Here is a 16,544-nt window from a genome sequence, read left to right as displayed (position 1 = left end):
GCAGCCGATGTTGCCTAGCTTGGCCACCACATCTCTTGGCGGAGTTCCAATCCGTGGGCTGCAGCGACAGAACCCTCGGTCGTGTTCATTTAGTGGACAGATAGTGGACGGCATCACCTGGGGGTTTCTACCGTCAGAAATCGCTGGCACCAACGTAGATGACAGCTCTGACACCGCGGTTACCCGGCGGGGCCTCGGTGACCAGGAAACAGCGATGTGATCGCTGATCCACATCACACTCGAGCACCGAGGACGATATGAACGAAATGACGGACATTGACGTGGCCATGGCCGACTATGTGGTGGTTGGCACCGGCTCGGCAGGTCCAGTAATCGCCGAGCGGCTCAGCGCCGACCTCAGAAACCGGGTCGTGGTGCTGGAGGCGGGAGGAAAAGACACCGACCCTCGCATCAGAATGCCGGTGACATGGACGCAGCTGTTCGGCAGCCCCATTGACTGGGACTATCTCACCGAGCCCCAGCCGGAGCTGAATGGGCGGCGGATCTATTGGCCGCGGGGCAAAACGCTGGGTGGCTCGTCGTCCATGAACGCCATGTTGTGGATCCGCGGATTCGCCGCCGACTACGACGAGTGGGCCCAACACGCCGGCGAACAGTGGTCGTTCAACCGAATCGTCAAGTACTTCAAGCAAATCGAAAGCGTTGAAGGGGCACGCGAACCCGACGAGGGAGTTGCCGGGCCGCTGCACGTCTCACACCAGCGCAGCCCGCATCCGTTGACCGCGGCCTGGCTGCAGGCGGTCCAACAGACGGGCCACGCAGTCGAACGGCCGAATCTGCCGCAGCCTGACGGGTTCAGCCGAACGATGGTGACCCAGCGTCGCGGAAGCCGATGGAGCGCCGCGGACGCCTGGCTGCGCCCGGCGCTGCGCCGCAAAAACCTCACCCTGATCACCAACGCCACTGTGACGCGAGTGATCTTCAATGGCACGCAAGCGGTGGGGGTGGAGTTCGAGAATGATCGCGGACGCCAGTTCGTCCGCGCCCGCCGCGAGGTGGTGCTGTGTGCCGGAGCCGTGAACTCACCGCAGCTGCTGATGCTTTCGGGCATTGGCAACCAGCAACACCTGCAGCGCCATGGCATCGAGGTCGTCCATCACCTGCCCCAGGTCGGGCACAACCTGCAGGATCATCTCGTCGCGGTGCTCGGCTTCGATGTCGAGGCGAACACGCTGATCGGGGCCGGCAAGCCGATGCAGATCGCCAACTACCTGATCCGGCGTCGCGGCATGCTGACCTCACCGCAGGGCGAAGCAGCCGGATTCGTCCGCAGCCGTCCCGAACTGAAACTTCCCGACCTCGAGCTGTTCTTCGGGCCCGGGCCTTTCTTCGACCAGGGGCTCGGTGAGCCGTACGGCCACGCAGTCAGCTTCGGGCCGATCCTGCAAAAGCCCCGCAGCAGCGGACGAATCTGGCTGCGCTCGGCAGACCCGACCGACAAGCCGATTATTGACCCGCGCTACCTGTCCGATCCGGGCGGGCTCGACCGCGCCGCGATGCTCGAGGGTCTCCGCATGTGCGTCAAGATCGCCGATGCACCGCCCTTGGCCGGTGTACTGGGGTCGATAGCCCGCCCGATCGGTGCCACCGATACCAGCGAAACCACCCTGCAAAACGCGCTCAATAACGAGGCGCACAGCATTTGGCATCCGGTGGGCACCTGCCGGATGGGCAAAGATCACGCCAGCGTGGTCACCCCCGAGTTGGAGGTGCGCGGAGTAGGCGGGCTTCGCGTCGCCGACGCCTCGGTGATGCCGACCATCATCCGCGGGCACACCCACGCACCGAGCGTGCTGATCGGGGCCAAAGCAGCCGACCTCATCGCCGCGGCGAACCGCCGGTGAGCGGCCAACAGGCGCGATTTACGCGATTGTCACATTGCCACCGGAATCGACGGGCACTGCGTGATGGTTGGGGAAGAGGGATGATGTGCAGAAGCACGATGTCCATGTCGAAGTTGACGGTGATGTGTGATGCGGGGTGGCCCGTCCCGGAAAGGAAACAGGGTGATGACCAACCTGCACTGCGAGCGGGCGGTAGTCCGATCGTGTCCTCGCCGCAGCGCGCCCGCGGAGTAATCGCGGACTCTTGGCGACGTTCGCAGCTGAGCGGACTGTCGCCGTCGAGCACCGTCGATGCCCTGAAGGTGGATGAGTACGACACGGCCAGCCGGCTACTACGCGCCGCCGACCCGGTCCTAAACAAGATGGCCGAAGCACTGGACGGCTGGGACTACTGCGTGATGTTGGCCGATCGCGACGCCCGCATCGTGGCGACGCGTTGGGGCCGAGCGCACTTCCGAAGGGTGTTCGAGCTGATCGGAGAGGCGTTGCACGGCACTCTCTTTCGCGAAGACACCACCGGCACCAATGCGATCTCCACCAGCTACGAGCTGCGTCGGGCGGTGGCTGTCCACGGCGACGAGCATTTCATCGGGCAGCTGCGCGGCCTGAGCTGCTACGGCCAGCCGATCATCGATCCGTACACTCGCCGGCTCGAGGGTGTCGTCGACGTCACCTGCCTTGCGGGCGAACGAAATCCACTGCTCGCTCCCTACGTCAGCAACGCGGCTCGTGAGATCGAGCAGCTGCTTCTGGAAGGCCGCAGCCAGAACGAACGAGCATTGCTCGCAGAATTGCGGCGCGAGCTCGGTGGCGGTCGTGATCGGCCGACCGTTGCGATCGGTCGCGACATCTTTCTGGCCAACACCGCCGCCGTCGAGCTCCTCGACGCCGCCGATCATGCACTCATCCGCGATATCGCCGCGTCGAGCACCGATGAGACGACCACGGCCGCAAACGTGATCCTGAGCGGAAACCGCGAGGCTGAGATCAGCTGTCGCTTACTGGGGCCAAGCGGTGAAGCAGTGCTGACCATCACCAATGTGAAAACTCGTGCCCCGCAGCCGCTCTCGCCGCCACTGCCGGATGCTGCCCGCGGAATCCTGATCTGCGGCGAACCAGGCGCGGGGCACACGACCACAATCCAGAAGGTGGCCGCGGGCAGATCATTGCGGATTCACGATGCCGCGCTGTGCACCGCACAGACCGCGACCGAGTGGTTGGGCGACGTCCAGCAGAGTGCCTCCGAGGACGACTCAGAGAATTCCGTTGTGGCGGTCGAGTCAATCCATCTGCTGTCGGCGGAGGGTGCCCGGTCACTGGCCGGAATTCTGGACGGATTCGCGGGGACGGTCGTCGTGTCGACGATCCTGCCTCCCAAGGAGCTGACACCGCAGGCCCGTCAGCTGATTTCACGATGCACCGAGCGGGTAGAGCTGACCCCGCTGCGGCAGCAGCCCAACATTATTCCCGAACTCGTCGGGTCCATGCTGCGGAACCTGGGCATGCATAACACCGTCCGGTTCACCCCTGCGGCACTCCAGGCGCTTGCGGCCAACGACTGGGAAGGTAATGTCCGCCAACTTCATACGGTCGTCGTGCAGGCGGTGAGTCGCCGACGCGTCGGCGACATCACCCGCGCGGACCTTCCTGAGGCGTACCGCCAGCGGTCAACGAGGCACCAGTTGACGCCCATGGAACAGGCCAAGCGCGCCACGATCATTGACGCGCTCAAGCGTGCAGGCGGCGACAAGAAACGTGCGGCGGCCCAACTCGGAATCAGTCGCACGACCTTGTACGCCGCACTGCGTACGTACGACATCGTCACGGCGACCCCCTAGCGTTTGGTCGCTGCGATGAGTGCCACTGACCGCTTTGCACTGGCCGACCTGACCATTCGCATCGTCGGTGCGCCAATGGCTGGCGGGCCGTCCACGCCCGCGCTGGCCGCCGCCGTGTCAAACGCCGGGGGACTTGGCTTTCTGGCCGGTGGGCTGATTTCCGCGCAGCAGCTGGCCGACGACATAGTCGCGGCGCGCAAGTTGACTTCGGGTCCGATCGGCGTGAACCTGTTTGTGCCCCAACCGTATTCGGCCACAGCGGCGGCGTTCAACGCGTTCGCCGCGGCGTTGACACGCGAGACGGAACGCTATGGCGTGCCATCTGGCGAGCCGCGTCGTGGTGAGGATGACAGCGTCGCCAAGCTCGATGTGGTGTGCGAGTTACGGCCGGAGGTGGTGTCGTTCACCTTCGGCTCGCCGACGAAGGTCCAGTGCCGTCAACTCACGAGCAGCGGCATCTTGGCGGTCGCCACCGTCACCAGCATCGGCGAAGCCGAAATCGCACTGCTCTCCGGGGTGGATGCTGTGGTGGCCCAGGGTCCGTGCGCCGGTGGACACCGCGCGACGTTCGACCCGCTCGCAGCGCCTGCCGACGATCCGCTCGACGACCTGTTGGCCGCGTTGACGTTTGGCGTCGACTGTCCCATCGTGGCCACCGGCGGCCTGGCGACGGCAAGTGATGTGCAACGGGTGCGGAGCAGGGGCGCGATCGCCGCGCAGCTCGGTACGGCACTCTTGCTCGCCGACGAGGCGGGAACCCATCCGGTGCATCGAGCCGCATTGTGCGACGCGCACTTCGACCAGACGGCGGTCACGCGTGCGTTCACCGGGCGCTACGCGCGAGCCTTGCGAAACCGGTTCATCGAGGAACACGAACAGGACGCGATGTTCGGCTTCCCGGAAGTCGCGATGATGACCGGCCCCATCCAGGCCGCCGCTCTGAAAATCGGTGACCCACATGGCGTTGCCCTGTGGGCGGGTGCGGCATTCAAGCACGCCAAAGCGGGCTCAGCCGTAGACATCGTCCGCGAACTCGGCTGACGAGAGCCCCGCGTACCTACGACGTCAGCACGGCGCCCGTGTCCAGATCTTGAACGTCGCGGCCCTCCTTCCTGCGCCAGACTCGAAATATCAACGTCAGAAAGGAACTTCGATGAACATCGACATCGACACGATCTACATCGGCGGACAGTGGGTCGCCCCGTCATCCACTGCCAAGATTGAAATCCAGTCGCCGGCCACCGGCGAGCGGGTGGGCTCCGTCATCGCCGCCGGCGAACGCGACGTCGACCACGCCGTCGCCGCGGCCCGCGCCGCATTCGACGAACCGGGTGGCTGGTCGAATTGGGATCCGGCCGACCGCGCCGCCGTGCTCAATGAATTCGCCGGGCAGTACCAACAGGCCGCACAAGACATGGTGCACACCGTGTGCCAGCAGAACGGGATGCCCATCAGCCAGGCCGCGCTGCTGGAAGGCGCGGTGCCAGGCATGCTGCTCAACTATTACGCCGGTCTCATCGAGCAGCTTCCCAGCAGTGAGACCAGGCGGACGCCGCTCGGTACCAGCACCCTCGTAATGCACGTCCCGATCGGTGTCGTCGCGGCGATCACTCCGTGGAATGTTCCGCAGACACAGTCGGCGTTCAAGTACGTGCCGGCGCTGGCCGCAGGCTGCACAGTGGTGCTCAAACCGTCACCCGAAACGCCGCTGGACGCCCTGCTGCTGGCCGAACTCGCCGAGAAAGCCGGGCTGCCGGCGGGCGTCCTCAACGTGCTGCCCGGTGGCGCCGACGTCGGCCGCGCACTGGTGGCCAGCGCGGGCGTCGACAAGGTCTCGTTCACCGGCTCGACCTCGGCCGGCCGAGAGGTGGCGAGCACCTGCGGACGGCAGCTCAAGCCAATGACCTTGGAGCTCGGCGGCAAATCGGCGGCGGTCATCCTCGACGACCCCGGCCTAGACCTCAGCCAGTTCGCCGATCGATTGTTTGCGGCGACGCTGTTCAACACCGGCCAGATGTGCTTCGCCAGCACGCGAATCCTCGCGCCGCGCAAGCGCTATGACGAGGTTGTCGACTTCTGCACGGCCATGGCGCAGTCGCTGGCCATCGGCGACCCGCTCGACCCCAACACGCAGATCGGACCACTCGTCAACGCAGCGCAACGACAAAAGGTCGAAAGCTACATTCAGCAAGGTCTGGCCGACGGCGGCACGGTGACGACCGGCGGCAGGCGGCCCCCGCACCTGCCTCACGGTTACTTCATCGAACCCACCATCTTCGCCGGGCTCGACAACCGCAGCGTAGTGGCGCGTGAAGAGATCTTCGGTCCGGTGCTGACGGTCATCGCCTACGACGACGAGGACGACGCGATCAGGATCGCCAACGATTCCGAATACGGTCTCGGCGGCACCGTGTGGTCGCCCGACCAGGACCATGCCGTGGCGGTGGCCGCTCGCATCCACTCGGGCACCGTTGGAATCAACCACTATCTACCCGACATCACCGCGCCGTTCGGCGGAATCAAGAACTCCGGCATCGGAAGGGAATTGGGCCCGGAAGGCCTGCGGGGCTTCCAACATGCCAAGTCGATTTTCCTTTCCTGACAGGGCTTTTCGATTCCGTGGCGCATCGATTCAGACGAAAGGAATAGGACCGTGAAACGCTTTGACATCGCGTTCCAATCAGGCAAAGAAACCTGTAAGGGATGGCTTTACCGTCCCGAAGATGACACCGCAAAAGCCCCGTGCGTGGTGATGGCCAACGGAGTCTCGCTAACTCGCCACAGCGGTCTAACCGCATACGCCGAGGCGCTCGCCGAAGCGGGCGCGGCCGTCCTAGTGGACGACTACCGCCACCTCGGCGATTCGGATGGTCAACCCCGCCAACACATTCGGTCGTCGCGGCTGGCGACGGACTGCCGTGCGGCAGTGGCCTACGCCAGCAGGCTCGACGGAGTCGACGCGCAAAAGATCGTCCTTTGGGGCTACTCACTGAGCGCCGGGACCGCCGTTGCCGTAGCGGCAACCGACACCCGCGTGGCGGGCATGATCCTGATGTGCCCGTTTCTCGATGGGTTGTCGCGCATGATGGCAACCATTCGTCACGATCCGGCGAATATGGCGTGGCTGCTGCCGCGCGTGATCAAGGATTCACTGGGCAGCCGCACCCTAGTTCCCGTGACCGCACAGCCAGGCGAACGCGCAGCAATGACGCTGCCCGGTGAGGCCGACGGGTTTGCGTCAGCCACCGCAGGATCGCAGTGGGTCAACCTGATGTCGCCAGGGTTCTTCGCGACGGCGCCGTTCTTCCGGCCCGTCACCAAAGCCAAGAAGCTCGCTTGCCCAATCCTCGTGCAGTCCGGGGAGCGTGACACCACGGTTCCGTCTCGTGCCGTCGAGAGACTCGCACAAGCGGCACCCCGGGCGCAGTTGAAGCGGTACGACGTCGACCATTTCCAGCCGCTGTACAACGAGACGCGAGAGGCGATGGCAGCCGACCAGGCCGAGTGGTTACGACACACAATTCTGTCAACGAGTCCAGGCCAAGCATGGAATGGCCGGAGTTTGCGTTGCAGTGTGCGTCCGAGCGAGGAAAGGATTCGACAATGAACAACTCACAACGCGTCGCCGTCATCACCGGCGCCTCTCAGGGCATCGGCGCGGGCTTGGTTTCGGCGTATCGCAAGCTCGGCTACGCGGTGGTCGCCAACTCCCGCGGGATCGCCGACAGCGACGACCTGATGGTGCTGGCGGTGCCGGGTGACGTCGCGCAGCCGGGTGTCGGCCAGCGCATCATCGACGCGGCCGTGGAGCGGTTCGGCCGCGTCGACACCGTGGTCAACAACGCGGGAATCTTCATACCCAAGAGTTTCACCGACTACACCGACGAGGACTACGACGCCGTCACCGGAGTGAACCTTCGCGGTTTCTTCGAGGTCTCGCGCGCCGCGGTGGCCGCGATGCTCTCCCGGGAAGGCGGCGGTCACGTGGTGAACATCTCGACCAGCCTGATAGACCAGGCCGATTCCCGGGTGCCCTCGGCGTTGACCTCGCTGACGAAGGGTGGGCTCAACGCGGTGACCAAGGCGCTGGCGGTGGAGTACGCGTCTCGCGGGATTCGATCCAACGCCGTCGCGCTGGGCGTCATACGCACGCCGATGCACGATCCGTCCTCGTACGACACGCTGGCGCTGCTGCACCCAGTCGGCCGTCTTGGCGAGATCGACGACGTCGTCGACGCGGTCGTCTACCTGGAGAACGCCTCGTTCGTCACTGGCGAGATCCTGCACGTGGATGGTGGTCAAAGCGCGGGACACTGAAATTCTCGCGGAGCTGCCGCCGATATAAAGGGCGCCGTCGCTCACCGGGCACTTTTTGGGCACCCCAGAGCACAAACCGAGGGATCAAACCGCGACACCGGTCACGGCCATGACGGTCCGGGCCACGAGGGCCGGGTCGTCGATCATCGGAAGGTGTCCGACGCCGGGCAGGAGCACCCACGTAGCGCCGGGCAGGCGTTCGCGTGCAGTCCGGCCGTACGTCTCGGCCGGAACGAGTCGGTCGAACTGCGCCCACGCCAGCGTGACCGGGCACGGCAACGGGTCCAGCGGTTCGACCTGCTGGTCGGGGGTGTAGTCATCCATGAACGGGCAGTCGTTGGAATCGTCCATCAGCCCTACGACCTGCGCGGCGGTAAGGCGGTCGCCGTGACACGCGGTCGTACGCAAACCGACGCGGCGGGCTACTGCCGACCTGAGCACCAGCGGCGCTATCGGACGGCTGAGGCGCGCTTGCGCGCGCATCCTGCGTATCTGTCTGAACACCTTTTCGTGAGAATCGCGGTCCCACCAGAAGCCTGCCGGGGAGAACGCGCAGACGCTCGCGGCACGCCCACGCCGCGCCAACTCGATGGACACCCATCCGCCCAACGAGTCCCCGGCGAAATGCGGTCGCCCCAGATCATGCTCGTCCAGATAGCGTTCCATCGCGTCCACCATGTCGCTAACGCTCGCCGGACGGCGCTGGATGGCAGGCCCGCCGCGGTGCCCGAGCAGAGTCGGCGTACGAACATCGTGATGCGCGGACAACAGCGGAACAGTGTCCTGCCAGATGCGGCCCGAGCCGGTTGCGCCATGCAGTAGAACCAGGGGTGATTTCTCCAAAGCCTTCTCCTAACCGGGAATTCCTGGGTTGCCCTATAGCGGGCCACCGGACCCGCCGGAACCGCCAGCGAAACCGGGTCCGCCGTCTCCGATCAGGGCGGAACCCCAGCTTCGCCCGAAACGACAAGGTTGGCTTGAGTAATCGATTACTTAAATTGGGTTGGTGCGACGCCGGCGGCCGACCGTCCGTACGCAAACCCTGTCCGGGCCGCGTCCTTTTCCAGCGCAAACGTCCCAGACGGCAGCCGAAACGGGGTTCGACGGGTGGCTGGGGTTGAAACTGGCGGGCTCCTCCATCCAGGAAGTGCTCCCGTTCACCGGCATCATCCGTCCCTTCGGTGTCGCGGTGGACAGCACCGGCAACGTCTACGTCACCGACCTCAGCAATCAGGTGCTGAAGCTGCCGCTGCGTAGTCCGGTCGCGGCAACTGCTGCCAATCACACCGAGCGGCTGGACAGCGACGTCGAGAAACGAGCGGATACCTGACCCGCAAACGAACACCGGGACCATCGCAGGGGCTATCGCTCCGTCCAGCAAGGCAGGCTAAATGGTGACACACTGCCCCAAGTACCCGTCCCTGCATGCCGCTGCATTACGTCGATCCCAGTAAGGACCGCGGCTGGATTTATCCAGAGAAAGGAATCCCACCGTGAAGACGAGAATATTGAGGGCCACGGTCGCCGCCGCAACGGCAGCCTTGGCCGCTGGTGTTATGTGGACCGCATCATCGGCCTCGGCTAATACCCCTTATTGCGATTCACTTCCCCCCAAGGACGCTCACGACTGCAATTGCGGAGCCAACTTCGACCCAGGTAGTCAGGAATTACATGATTGCTTGTATGGAAATGCGGCCCCGGCACCCAAATCCTGAACCCGCCTGGCGCCGGGCTGCAGGGCGAATTCTCGCAACCGCGGTTGCGAAGCCCAGACCCTCGATGGCGGACGTTATCTGCCACGCGGGTCCCACTTCTCCGACATCGGACATTCCTTTCAATTCCATTGCCAGCTGACGGGTTACGTGGCGCGCTCTCCCCCGACGTGCCTAGCTCGCCCACGAGATCGTCCGTAGCTGTCGTCGCGAGGTGATGCCAACCTTGACGAAGACTTTCCTGAGGTGCCACTCGACGGTGTGCATGCTGATGAAGAGCTGCGCACCGATCTCTTGATTGGTCAGCCCGTCGCCCGCCAGCCGGGCGATCTGCGTCTCCTGGGCCGTCAGCTCATCGCCCGAGCCGACCGGCTGTTTGGCGACCTTTCGCCAGTGGCGACCAACTCGCGGCGAGTCCGCTCGGCGAATGCCTGCGCACCCATCGAGGGTCACCCGCTCGTTGCTGCCGGTCCCGGAGGCCACGGAACAGTGGCAGGACGCCAATGCACGCGGGATTGTCGACGGCACCGCCGCCCTCGCGCAACGCACCGCCGAGGACGCCGGCGCTGTGGCGGATATTGCCGGCACCGAGATCTACCGCTCCGAACCCATCCCACGCTGATCGAGCTGTCCGAACGCGCGCAGGCGATCGTGGTGGGCAGCCGCGGACACGGCGCCTTGCGCGGTCTGCTACTCGGCTCGGTCAGCACCGCGATGGTGTACGGCGCGCAATGCCCGGTCGCGGTGATCCCTGACCGCGAAATCCCGCCGCCGACGCGCCCATCGTCGTCGGCATCGACGGCTCGCCGAGCTCCGAGCTCGCGACGCGTATCGCATTCAAGGAGGCTGCTAACAGGGGCGTCGAACTGGTCGCCGTGCACGCGTGGAGCGACGTCGACCTGTGGGAGGTCCCCGAGGTGGACTGGGACGCCGTCGCACAGGGCAAGGTGAAGTTGCTGGACAAGCGCTTGTCGGCCTGGTCCGAGCGCTACCCGGAGGTGTCCATCCGCCGGGTAGTCGTGCGCGACCAGCCGACCGTCCACCTGGCCGAGCAGGCCGAGAATGCCCAGCTGCTGGTGGTCGGCAACCGCGGTCGCGGCGGCTTCGCCGGCCTGATGCTGGGGTCGGTCAGCTTAATGCTGGCGCATTACGTGCAGGTCCCGATGATCATCGCCCGCCAGGGCTGATTGCATACCGTCGACGGCTCAAAAGTCGGCATGCTTCCCACGGCCAGGCTTTTGAGGTCTTCCGTCGATCCACTTCGCGAGCGGGTAGAGCAACCCGTTAGCGCCGACGATTACCACCGCGCCCACGACCGCTTCGCGCCACATCCACACGCCGCATAGCGCACCCACCGCCGCCGTCGCCCACAGCGTCGCGGCAGTGTTGAGCCCAGACACCGTCATGCCTGACTTGAGGATCACCCCAGCGCCCAAAAAGCCTATGCCCGTGACAATTGAAGCGGCCACCTTGTTGCGATCGGTCGAATTTGGGAAGTCGTATGCACCCATAATCGTGAACAACGCCGAGCCCATGCTGACGAGCGCCATGGTCTGCAGCCCGGCCATCCGCGATCGCCACTGGCGTTCCAGGCCGATTGCGATGCCGAGCAGCGTGGCCAGTCCCACGCGGAACAGCAGATCCAACCCAGGATGGGCCGCATTCATGCCAATCATTTTCACACTGGTACCCGGGCGGGATGTGCCCTTTCCCTTTCTTCAGATGCAGCGATAACCCAGACGGCAGCAAACATGGGCGGCCTAGATCGAGCGAGAATGCAGTACCGCGCTACTGCACCAGCGGCAACTCACGCGAGCGACGATCAATCGGTCACAACCCCAAATGGGAGAGGGCTGATTCGATGTTCGCTGACGGGACATTGGCGGTCCAGGCGTGAAGCCGGTACTACAGCTCACGGGCGTCGGCAAGTCGTACCGCAGGGGCGACGAGCAGGTGCAGGTGCTCGTCGACTTCGACTTCACTTTGGACGCAGGCGAATTCGTGGTCGTGACCGGACCGTCGGGAGCCGGCAAATCGACCCTCCTGCATGTTGCCGGCGGGCTGGACGCGCCGGACAGCGGCACCGTAGCCGTCGCCGGCCAAGACGTGTGGTCGATGAAAACCGGCGCGCGCGCCGCGTTCCGGCGACGCACCCTCGGTTTCGTCTTCCAGTTCTTCAACTTGGTGCCCATGCTGACCGCGGTCGAGAACGTGTCATTGCCGCTGGTGCTCGACGGTATGCGTGCCCGATCAGCCGACGCCCGCGCCGAGGAGCTGTTGCAACGGGTCGGGCTCGGCGACCGGATGCGACACCGGCCCGCCGAGCTGTCGGGCGGACAAATGCAGAGGGTGGCGGTGGCGCGTGCGCTGGTGGCCCGGCCGTCCCTCGTCCTCGCCGACGAGCCGACGGGCAACCTGGACAGCCATTCGTCGACCGAGGTCTTGGACCTCCTGCGGTCGCTGTCAGACGAAGAGGGCACGGCCGTCGTCATGGTGACGCACGACCCGGCCGCGGCGCGTTACGGCTCGCGCGAGTTGCATCTTGTCGACGGGCGCCCGTGCGCCATCCCCAACACCCTGCCGGCCGTGCCCGCTGGCGAGCGCTGATGCACAGGTTGCGCGCCGGATGGATGTCTTTCCGGCGCATCCACCTCGCCGCGTTGATCGCCGACTGGCGCCGAACGCTGCTCAGCGCGATCGGCGTCGCACTCGGAGTGACGGTGGTCCTCGGGACGCTGGTACTCAAGTCCGAGCTCACCCGCCCGTTCGACTCGTTCGGCCCGTCACTGACCCAAGCCGCCGCCATCGGAGTCGTCGAGGTGACCCCGAATGTGAGCGGTCGGTTGCCGATCGCGACCGTCGACCGCCTACGCGCTGACGTGGCAGGAGCGGAGGCGGTGATCCCGATCGTCGCCACCTTGACGCCCGTGGACCTCTCCGGAGGCACGCACGGGTTCTTTCTGCTCGGCGGGTCGTGCCAGATCGAACTCCTGGTCGGCTCCTTCAACTGCGAGCAGCGCGCGCACGATGTCCAGCCGGCAGAGGGCCCAGGCGTGCCGATGCAGATTCCGGCGGTCATCGCCGCCCGGCACGGCCTAAAGCTGGGTGATGAGTTGCGCATTCCGGGCCTGCCGCCACGGTCGGCTCATCTGGGTTGGACGTTTCCGGAGTTCGACCGCGTCAAGGGCATCAACGACGGCTACGTGCTGTTAGCCCCCTCCGCGGACATCGCCGCGAGCCTGCTCTCCTCGCCCGGTTACGCCACGGCCGCGTTCGTCCTTCCGAGACAGGGCGTGAACATCGCTGCCGACGTCGACCGCGTAATCGCCGGTGTCGCAACCGCTGGCCCGCCCCGGCCGCAGCTGCCGGCCGTGATCGAGAGCGGCAAGCAGGGCACCGACCTGATCGTGCTGGCCGGCATCATCATCGGCGTCCTCATTGCGGTGAACACCATCCTGCTGGCCGTGGAAGATCGGCGAGCGGTGATGGGGACTATCGGCGCAATCGGCGCCAAACCGGTCGGATTGTTCGGCGGGATGCTCGCCGAAGGGGCCGTGGTGGGTGCACTCGGGGGCCTGTTGGGGGTGCCGAGCGGCTTCCTGCTCGGGACGTATCTGGTGAACCGCTTCGGGCAGTCCATGTTGGCCGGATCCGGCGGCACGATCGCTGCGCACTTCACGCCGAACTTGATCGCGATCGGAGCGGCCGCGGGGATGCTCTGCGGAATCCTTGCGATGATCGGGCCGGCCTCCAGGTTGATGCGCGACGGGCCATTGGAGTCGATGGCGAGCGTCGGCGGAGTGCGGCGCGCCAGGACGATCCCTCTCTGGCCGCTGGTCGTCGGGGCGGGCTTGCTGGCAGGCTCCGTCGTCGTATTGAAGATATTCGCGCGGGGGTCGCTGCCGTTCAGCGCAGGTATGAACGGCATGACCGTGGGGTTGTTCGGGGTGGTGTTGGTGTCGGCGTGGATCGCCCCGCGCGCCGCCGGGCCGTTGATCGAATTGCTGACGATCGCGCGTCCCGCCGTCGGGCGTCTGCTCCGTGCCGATTTTCGGCGCTACACAATGCTTTTCGCATTCTCTGCCGCGCTACTCGCCGAGGGCACCAGCTTCGCCATCGGCTCACACAGCACGCAACTGCTCGGCGCCGAACAGATTGCCGCGCAAAAGGCTGACCGACTGCCGGCCGCCTTATTGATTGCCGCCCAATCGGTGCTCGATCAGCGCGACGGGCGGCTTTCCGACTCCACGTTCGGGTTGGTGACCGGCGCCGCCGACGGCCGCAGCGTGTCTTCGCGCTGGCGGTCGACGATCTCGTCGGGAACTTTGTCGCGCCTGGTCGTCGGCGTCACACCGGGTGATTGGTACAGCCAGGCGATGTATGAGCCGACCGCTGTCCGCGACAGTTTCTGGAAGGGTTTGCGCGAAGGGGAGATTGGCCTGAGCGAGATTGCCGCCAGCCGGCTCCGCGTTGCCGCGGGCGACACCGTCGAACTGCCTACCGTCGACGGGCCGAAGCGGTACCGGGTGGCCGGAATCTTTCACCCACGGATGGTCAGCGACGCCGCGGTGGGCGACATCGTCGTGGTCTCCGAAAGCTTGGCGCGTTCTGCTTGGGCAGCCACACGCGACCAGGTCGCGGTGGCCTATCCGTCCGCCGCCGACGCGACCACCCACCGCAAAGACTTCCTCAATCTCGACGCCGGATTGTGGGTGTACGACAACGAGCAATGGCGCTCGGTGGCAACCAACGGGATCTCCCGCTTCTTGGAGCCTTTGACGGTCGCCGGATACGTGGTGATGATCGCCGCAGGCGTGAGCCTGCTGAACGTGTTTGTCCTGGGACTTGTGCAACGCAAGCGTGAGCGAGCCGCGTTGCGGGCGATCGGGATGACCTCCGGGCAGGAACAGGCCGTGATCATCGCCAACGCCGGCCTGCTCGGCTTGTTGGTCGCCGGCCTCGCTGTGCTTGGGGGTGTGGGCCTCACGTATCTGTGGTCGCTGGGTTCACCGGTGTACTACGGCATCAAGATCGAATGGGGTGTGCTGCCGTTAGCGCTGCGAACCGGGGTGACAGCCGTGTTCGTACTCATCCTCGCTGCCGCGGTGTATCCCGTGATCCATGCGCGGCGGCTGGAGACGGTCGACGTGCTGCGAACCACCAGCTAGCTGTGCACCTCGCAGTGCAGTCGTGGAATGTCGTCGCGTGCGCACCGAAACCGCTGCAGGTGTTCCCGAATCGCGGGGCTTGATGTGGCCTCGAATTCCTTGGGCGGCAATGCCATCTGAAAGACCAGCCCGCGGCCCTCTGCCCCTTCGATCAGGGCACCCCCTCCCGCAACGGGCAATTTCAGCACCGTCGTGCAGTAGGACGGGAAGGCGTCTTCGAATCGGATGCGGTAAACGCCGAAGCCGCTCCAATTCGTGATAACCGGGTTCCACCGGGCCGGATTGAAGGCAGAGATTACGCAACGAGCGGCCCGCCATGCGCCGGTCGCGTCCAGGAACTGTTGGTTGACGCGCATGTCGCAGTGTTCGTCGGCAAAGTGGTCCACCTGGTTGCGGATGCGTTCGGCAATTGAGCTGGCAGCCTCTCCGCGTCGCAGGTCGAGGTTCAGCGTCGTGATGATATTGCCGACAAGCATCGGATCGAGGCCACAACGATTCCGCGCATTCACGGCAATCGCGAGGGTGCGACGATCCACCGCGGGATCCGCCTTCATCAGCGCTTCGGAAACATGTCCGCACACAACGTCGTTCGCGGACAAGCGCATCCGGTTTCCGTAGGCGTTGCGCATGCGGGCGATTTCGTCTTCGCCGAAATAGAGACTCAGAGTCCGCTGCTTTCGCGCATCCTTCGCCAAGTACAGCGCGCTACGCGCGAATTCTGCGAGCCCGAGGCAACGCACCCCGGGCTCCCGAGCGCCATCGGCGGGGAGATGCTCGTCGAGGTAGGCGGCGCGGTCTTCGACGATCAACGGCTCAGCAAGTGGCTGGCCGGCAGCGGCAGCCGCCCACGCGTTCATGAAGTGCATCGCCGTCTGCATGTCGCCGACGGAGTGGTGCCATGAAAAAGCGATCGCGGTCGCGTCATCCGCGAGCTGCGTGACACGTACCTTGCACAGCGGGCCCAACCCCCATCGAGCCGTGGCACCGTTCACCGGATCGACGAGCCAGAGTCCGCTGTCCTGCGACACCGAACGCATCGCCTCGTGCAGCGTGCGGCCGGACGACACGGACGTGAAGGGCACACCCTGCCCCTCACATCGGATCGCCATCCTGCCGTCGACGACGGTCATTCGCCCCGCGAAGATCGGAAGACTCGTGAGCGCGTGCGCAAATGCACGAGTAAGCACCTTCGTGTCGAGTTGCCGCTCAAAGAAGAAGACAATGTGGACCGCCAAGTTGGCGACGATGGCGTCGCCGACATTGCAGCGAATTTCGAGCCGCTCCGCGTGCACTGGTCTGATCAGCTGGGTCATGCGGTCCCCCAAACTGCGATGTTCGTGACGGCTCGCATCACCGAGCCGTGTGCCAAGGGAATCGTCGCTCGGGTGCGGCGGGACGAACTCCGTAGTGCACTACTCCAATCTCGCCTCGGTGGCGGGGCGGTACTACTTAGCTGTTATGGCCAGACCGGAGGAAATAGCGCCAACAAGATCCCGAAAGTCAGCAGAGTCTCTATCAGTAATGCAGCAAAGGCCAGCAAGAAAAGCGGATTGAGGATGGGGAACGAATTCGCCAACTGCTGCAAGACGGTGAGGGCGGTCAATTGCAAATTCAGCTCGGCTAATACCAAATTCGTCAACAGGT

Annotated in this window: 14 protein-coding genes and 3 pseudogenes; 12 read left to right on the top strand and 5 right to left on the bottom strand. The window is 65.0% G+C overall.

All coding sequences use genetic code 11. The features are described 5' to 3' along the window. Positions 1-266: 266 nt before the first annotated feature. The 6 genes from VML93_RS29905 (at position 267) to VML93_RS29880 (ending at position 8,020) form a co-directional block, all read left to right on the top strand. Positions 267-1,865 carry a GMC family oxidoreductase gene (locus VML93_RS29905; RefSeq protein WP_414686483.1) on the top strand — a complete coding sequence of 533 codons (1,599 nt, stop codon included), beginning with the start codon at positions 267-269 and terminating at the stop codon, positions 1,863-1,865. 104 nt (positions 1,866-1,969) lie between these two features. Then, positions 1,970-3,703 carry a sigma-54-dependent Fis family transcriptional regulator gene (locus tag VML93_RS29900; protein ID WP_325616078.1) on the top strand — a complete coding sequence of 578 codons (1,734 nt, stop codon included), beginning with the start codon at positions 1,970-1,972 and terminating at the stop codon, positions 3,701-3,703. Positions 3,704-3,718: 15 nt separating this feature from the next. Continuing rightward, positions 3,719-4,744, top strand: coding sequence for a nitronate monooxygenase (locus VML93_RS29895; RefSeq protein ID WP_325616076.1), 1,026 nt, complete (start codon positions 3,719-3,721; stop codon positions 4,742-4,744). Positions 4,745-4,856: 112 nt separating this feature from the next. Beyond that, entirely contained in the window at positions 4,857-6,305 is a 1,449-nt protein-coding gene (locus VML93_RS29890) for an aldehyde dehydrogenase (RefSeq protein ID WP_325616075.1), read from the top strand. 12 nt (positions 6,306-6,317) lie between these two features. Next, complete coding sequence (locus VML93_RS29885; protein WP_325616082.1) at positions 6,318-7,310, top strand: alpha/beta hydrolase; 993 nt, start codon at positions 6,318-6,320, stop codon at positions 7,308-7,310. Then, positions 7,307-8,020, top strand: a complete 714-nt coding sequence (locus VML93_RS29880) for an SDR family NAD(P)-dependent oxidoreductase (RefSeq protein WP_325616073.1) — start codon at positions 7,307-7,309, stop codon at positions 8,018-8,020. Before VML93_RS29885 ends, VML93_RS29880 begins: the two co-directional genes overlap by 4 nt. 84 nt (positions 8,021-8,104) lie before the next feature. On the opposite strand, the gene VML93_RS29875 is transcribed toward VML93_RS29880, so the two are convergent. Then, positions 8,105-8,863 (bottom strand): alpha/beta hydrolase, encoded by a 759-nt coding sequence (locus VML93_RS29875; protein ID WP_325616072.1) that lies wholly within the window; start codon positions 8,861-8,863, stop codon positions 8,105-8,107. Between the two features lie 283 nt (positions 8,864-9,146). Here VML93_RS29875 and VML93_RS29870 point away from each other — a divergent pair. After that, positions 9,147-9,278: pseudogene (locus tag VML93_RS29870) on the top strand (SBBP repeat-containing protein); the annotation flags it as partial. 628 nt (positions 9,279-9,906) lie between these two features. On the opposite strand, the pseudogene VML93_RS29865 reads toward VML93_RS29870, so the two are convergent. Next, positions 9,907-10,175 (bottom strand): annotated as a pseudogene (locus VML93_RS29865) (helix-turn-helix domain-containing protein); the annotation flags it as partial. Between the two features lie 17 nt (positions 10,176-10,192). On the opposite strand from VML93_RS29865, the gene VML93_RS29860 reads away from it, so the two are divergent. From VML93_RS29860 to VML93_RS29850, 3 genes and pseudogenes are all read left to right on the top strand, one after another. Beyond that, on the top strand, positions 10,193-10,354 hold the full coding sequence (locus VML93_RS29860; RefSeq protein WP_414686486.1) for a hypothetical protein: 162 nt from the start codon (positions 10,193-10,195) through the stop codon (positions 10,352-10,354). Next, positions 10,351-10,473 (top strand): annotated as a pseudogene (locus VML93_RS38740) (universal stress protein); the annotation flags it as partial. The gene VML93_RS29860 and the pseudogene VML93_RS38740, both read left to right, overlap by 4 nt. A 41-nt stretch (positions 10,474-10,514) precedes the next feature. Beyond that, complete coding sequence (locus tag VML93_RS29850; RefSeq protein ID WP_414686485.1) at positions 10,515-10,919, top strand: universal stress protein; 405 nt, start codon at positions 10,515-10,517, stop codon at positions 10,917-10,919. An 18-nt stretch (positions 10,920-10,937) separates the two neighbouring features. On the opposite strand, the gene VML93_RS29845 is transcribed toward VML93_RS29850, so the two are convergent. Beyond that, a complete protein-coding gene (locus VML93_RS29845) occupies positions 10,938-11,408 on the bottom strand; it encodes an MgtC/SapB family protein (RefSeq protein ID WP_414686484.1) in 471 nt (156 codons plus the stop codon). Positions 11,409-11,625: 217 nt separating this feature from the next. Here VML93_RS29845 and VML93_RS29840 point away from each other — a divergent pair, with 217 nt between their 5' ends. Together VML93_RS29840 and VML93_RS29835 are read left to right on the top strand one after the other, a co-directional pair. Further along, positions 11,626-12,339: an ABC transporter ATP-binding protein gene (locus VML93_RS29840; RefSeq protein WP_325616065.1), complete on the top strand. Its 714-nt coding sequence runs from the start codon at positions 11,626-11,628 to the stop codon at positions 12,337-12,339. Continuing rightward, positions 12,339-14,900: an ABC transporter permease gene (locus VML93_RS29835; RefSeq protein WP_325616063.1), complete on the top strand. Its 2,562-nt coding sequence runs from the start codon at positions 12,339-12,341 to the stop codon at positions 14,898-14,900. Before VML93_RS29840 ends, VML93_RS29835 begins: the two co-directional genes overlap by 1 nt. On the opposite strand, the gene VML93_RS29830 is transcribed toward VML93_RS29835, so the two are convergent. Continuing rightward, on the bottom strand, positions 14,897-16,213 hold the full coding sequence (locus VML93_RS29830; protein ID WP_325616061.1) for an acyltransferase: 1,317 nt from the start codon (positions 16,211-16,213) through the stop codon (positions 14,897-14,899). The genes VML93_RS29835 and VML93_RS29830 overlap by 4 nt on opposite strands. A 143-nt stretch (positions 16,214-16,356) precedes the next feature. Beyond that, positions 16,357-16,544, bottom strand: a 188-nt coding sequence (locus VML93_RS29825; protein WP_325616059.1) for a hypothetical protein, incomplete at its 5' end; no start/stop codon positions are given.

Source organism: Mycobacterium sp., from assembly GCF_035499775.1.
Classification (GTDB): domain Bacteria; phylum Actinomycetota; class Actinomycetes; order Mycobacteriales; family Mycobacteriaceae; genus Mycobacterium.
Note: the sequence above shows the minus strand (reverse complement) of the source record. Positions and strands in the feature narration are given on the sequence as shown.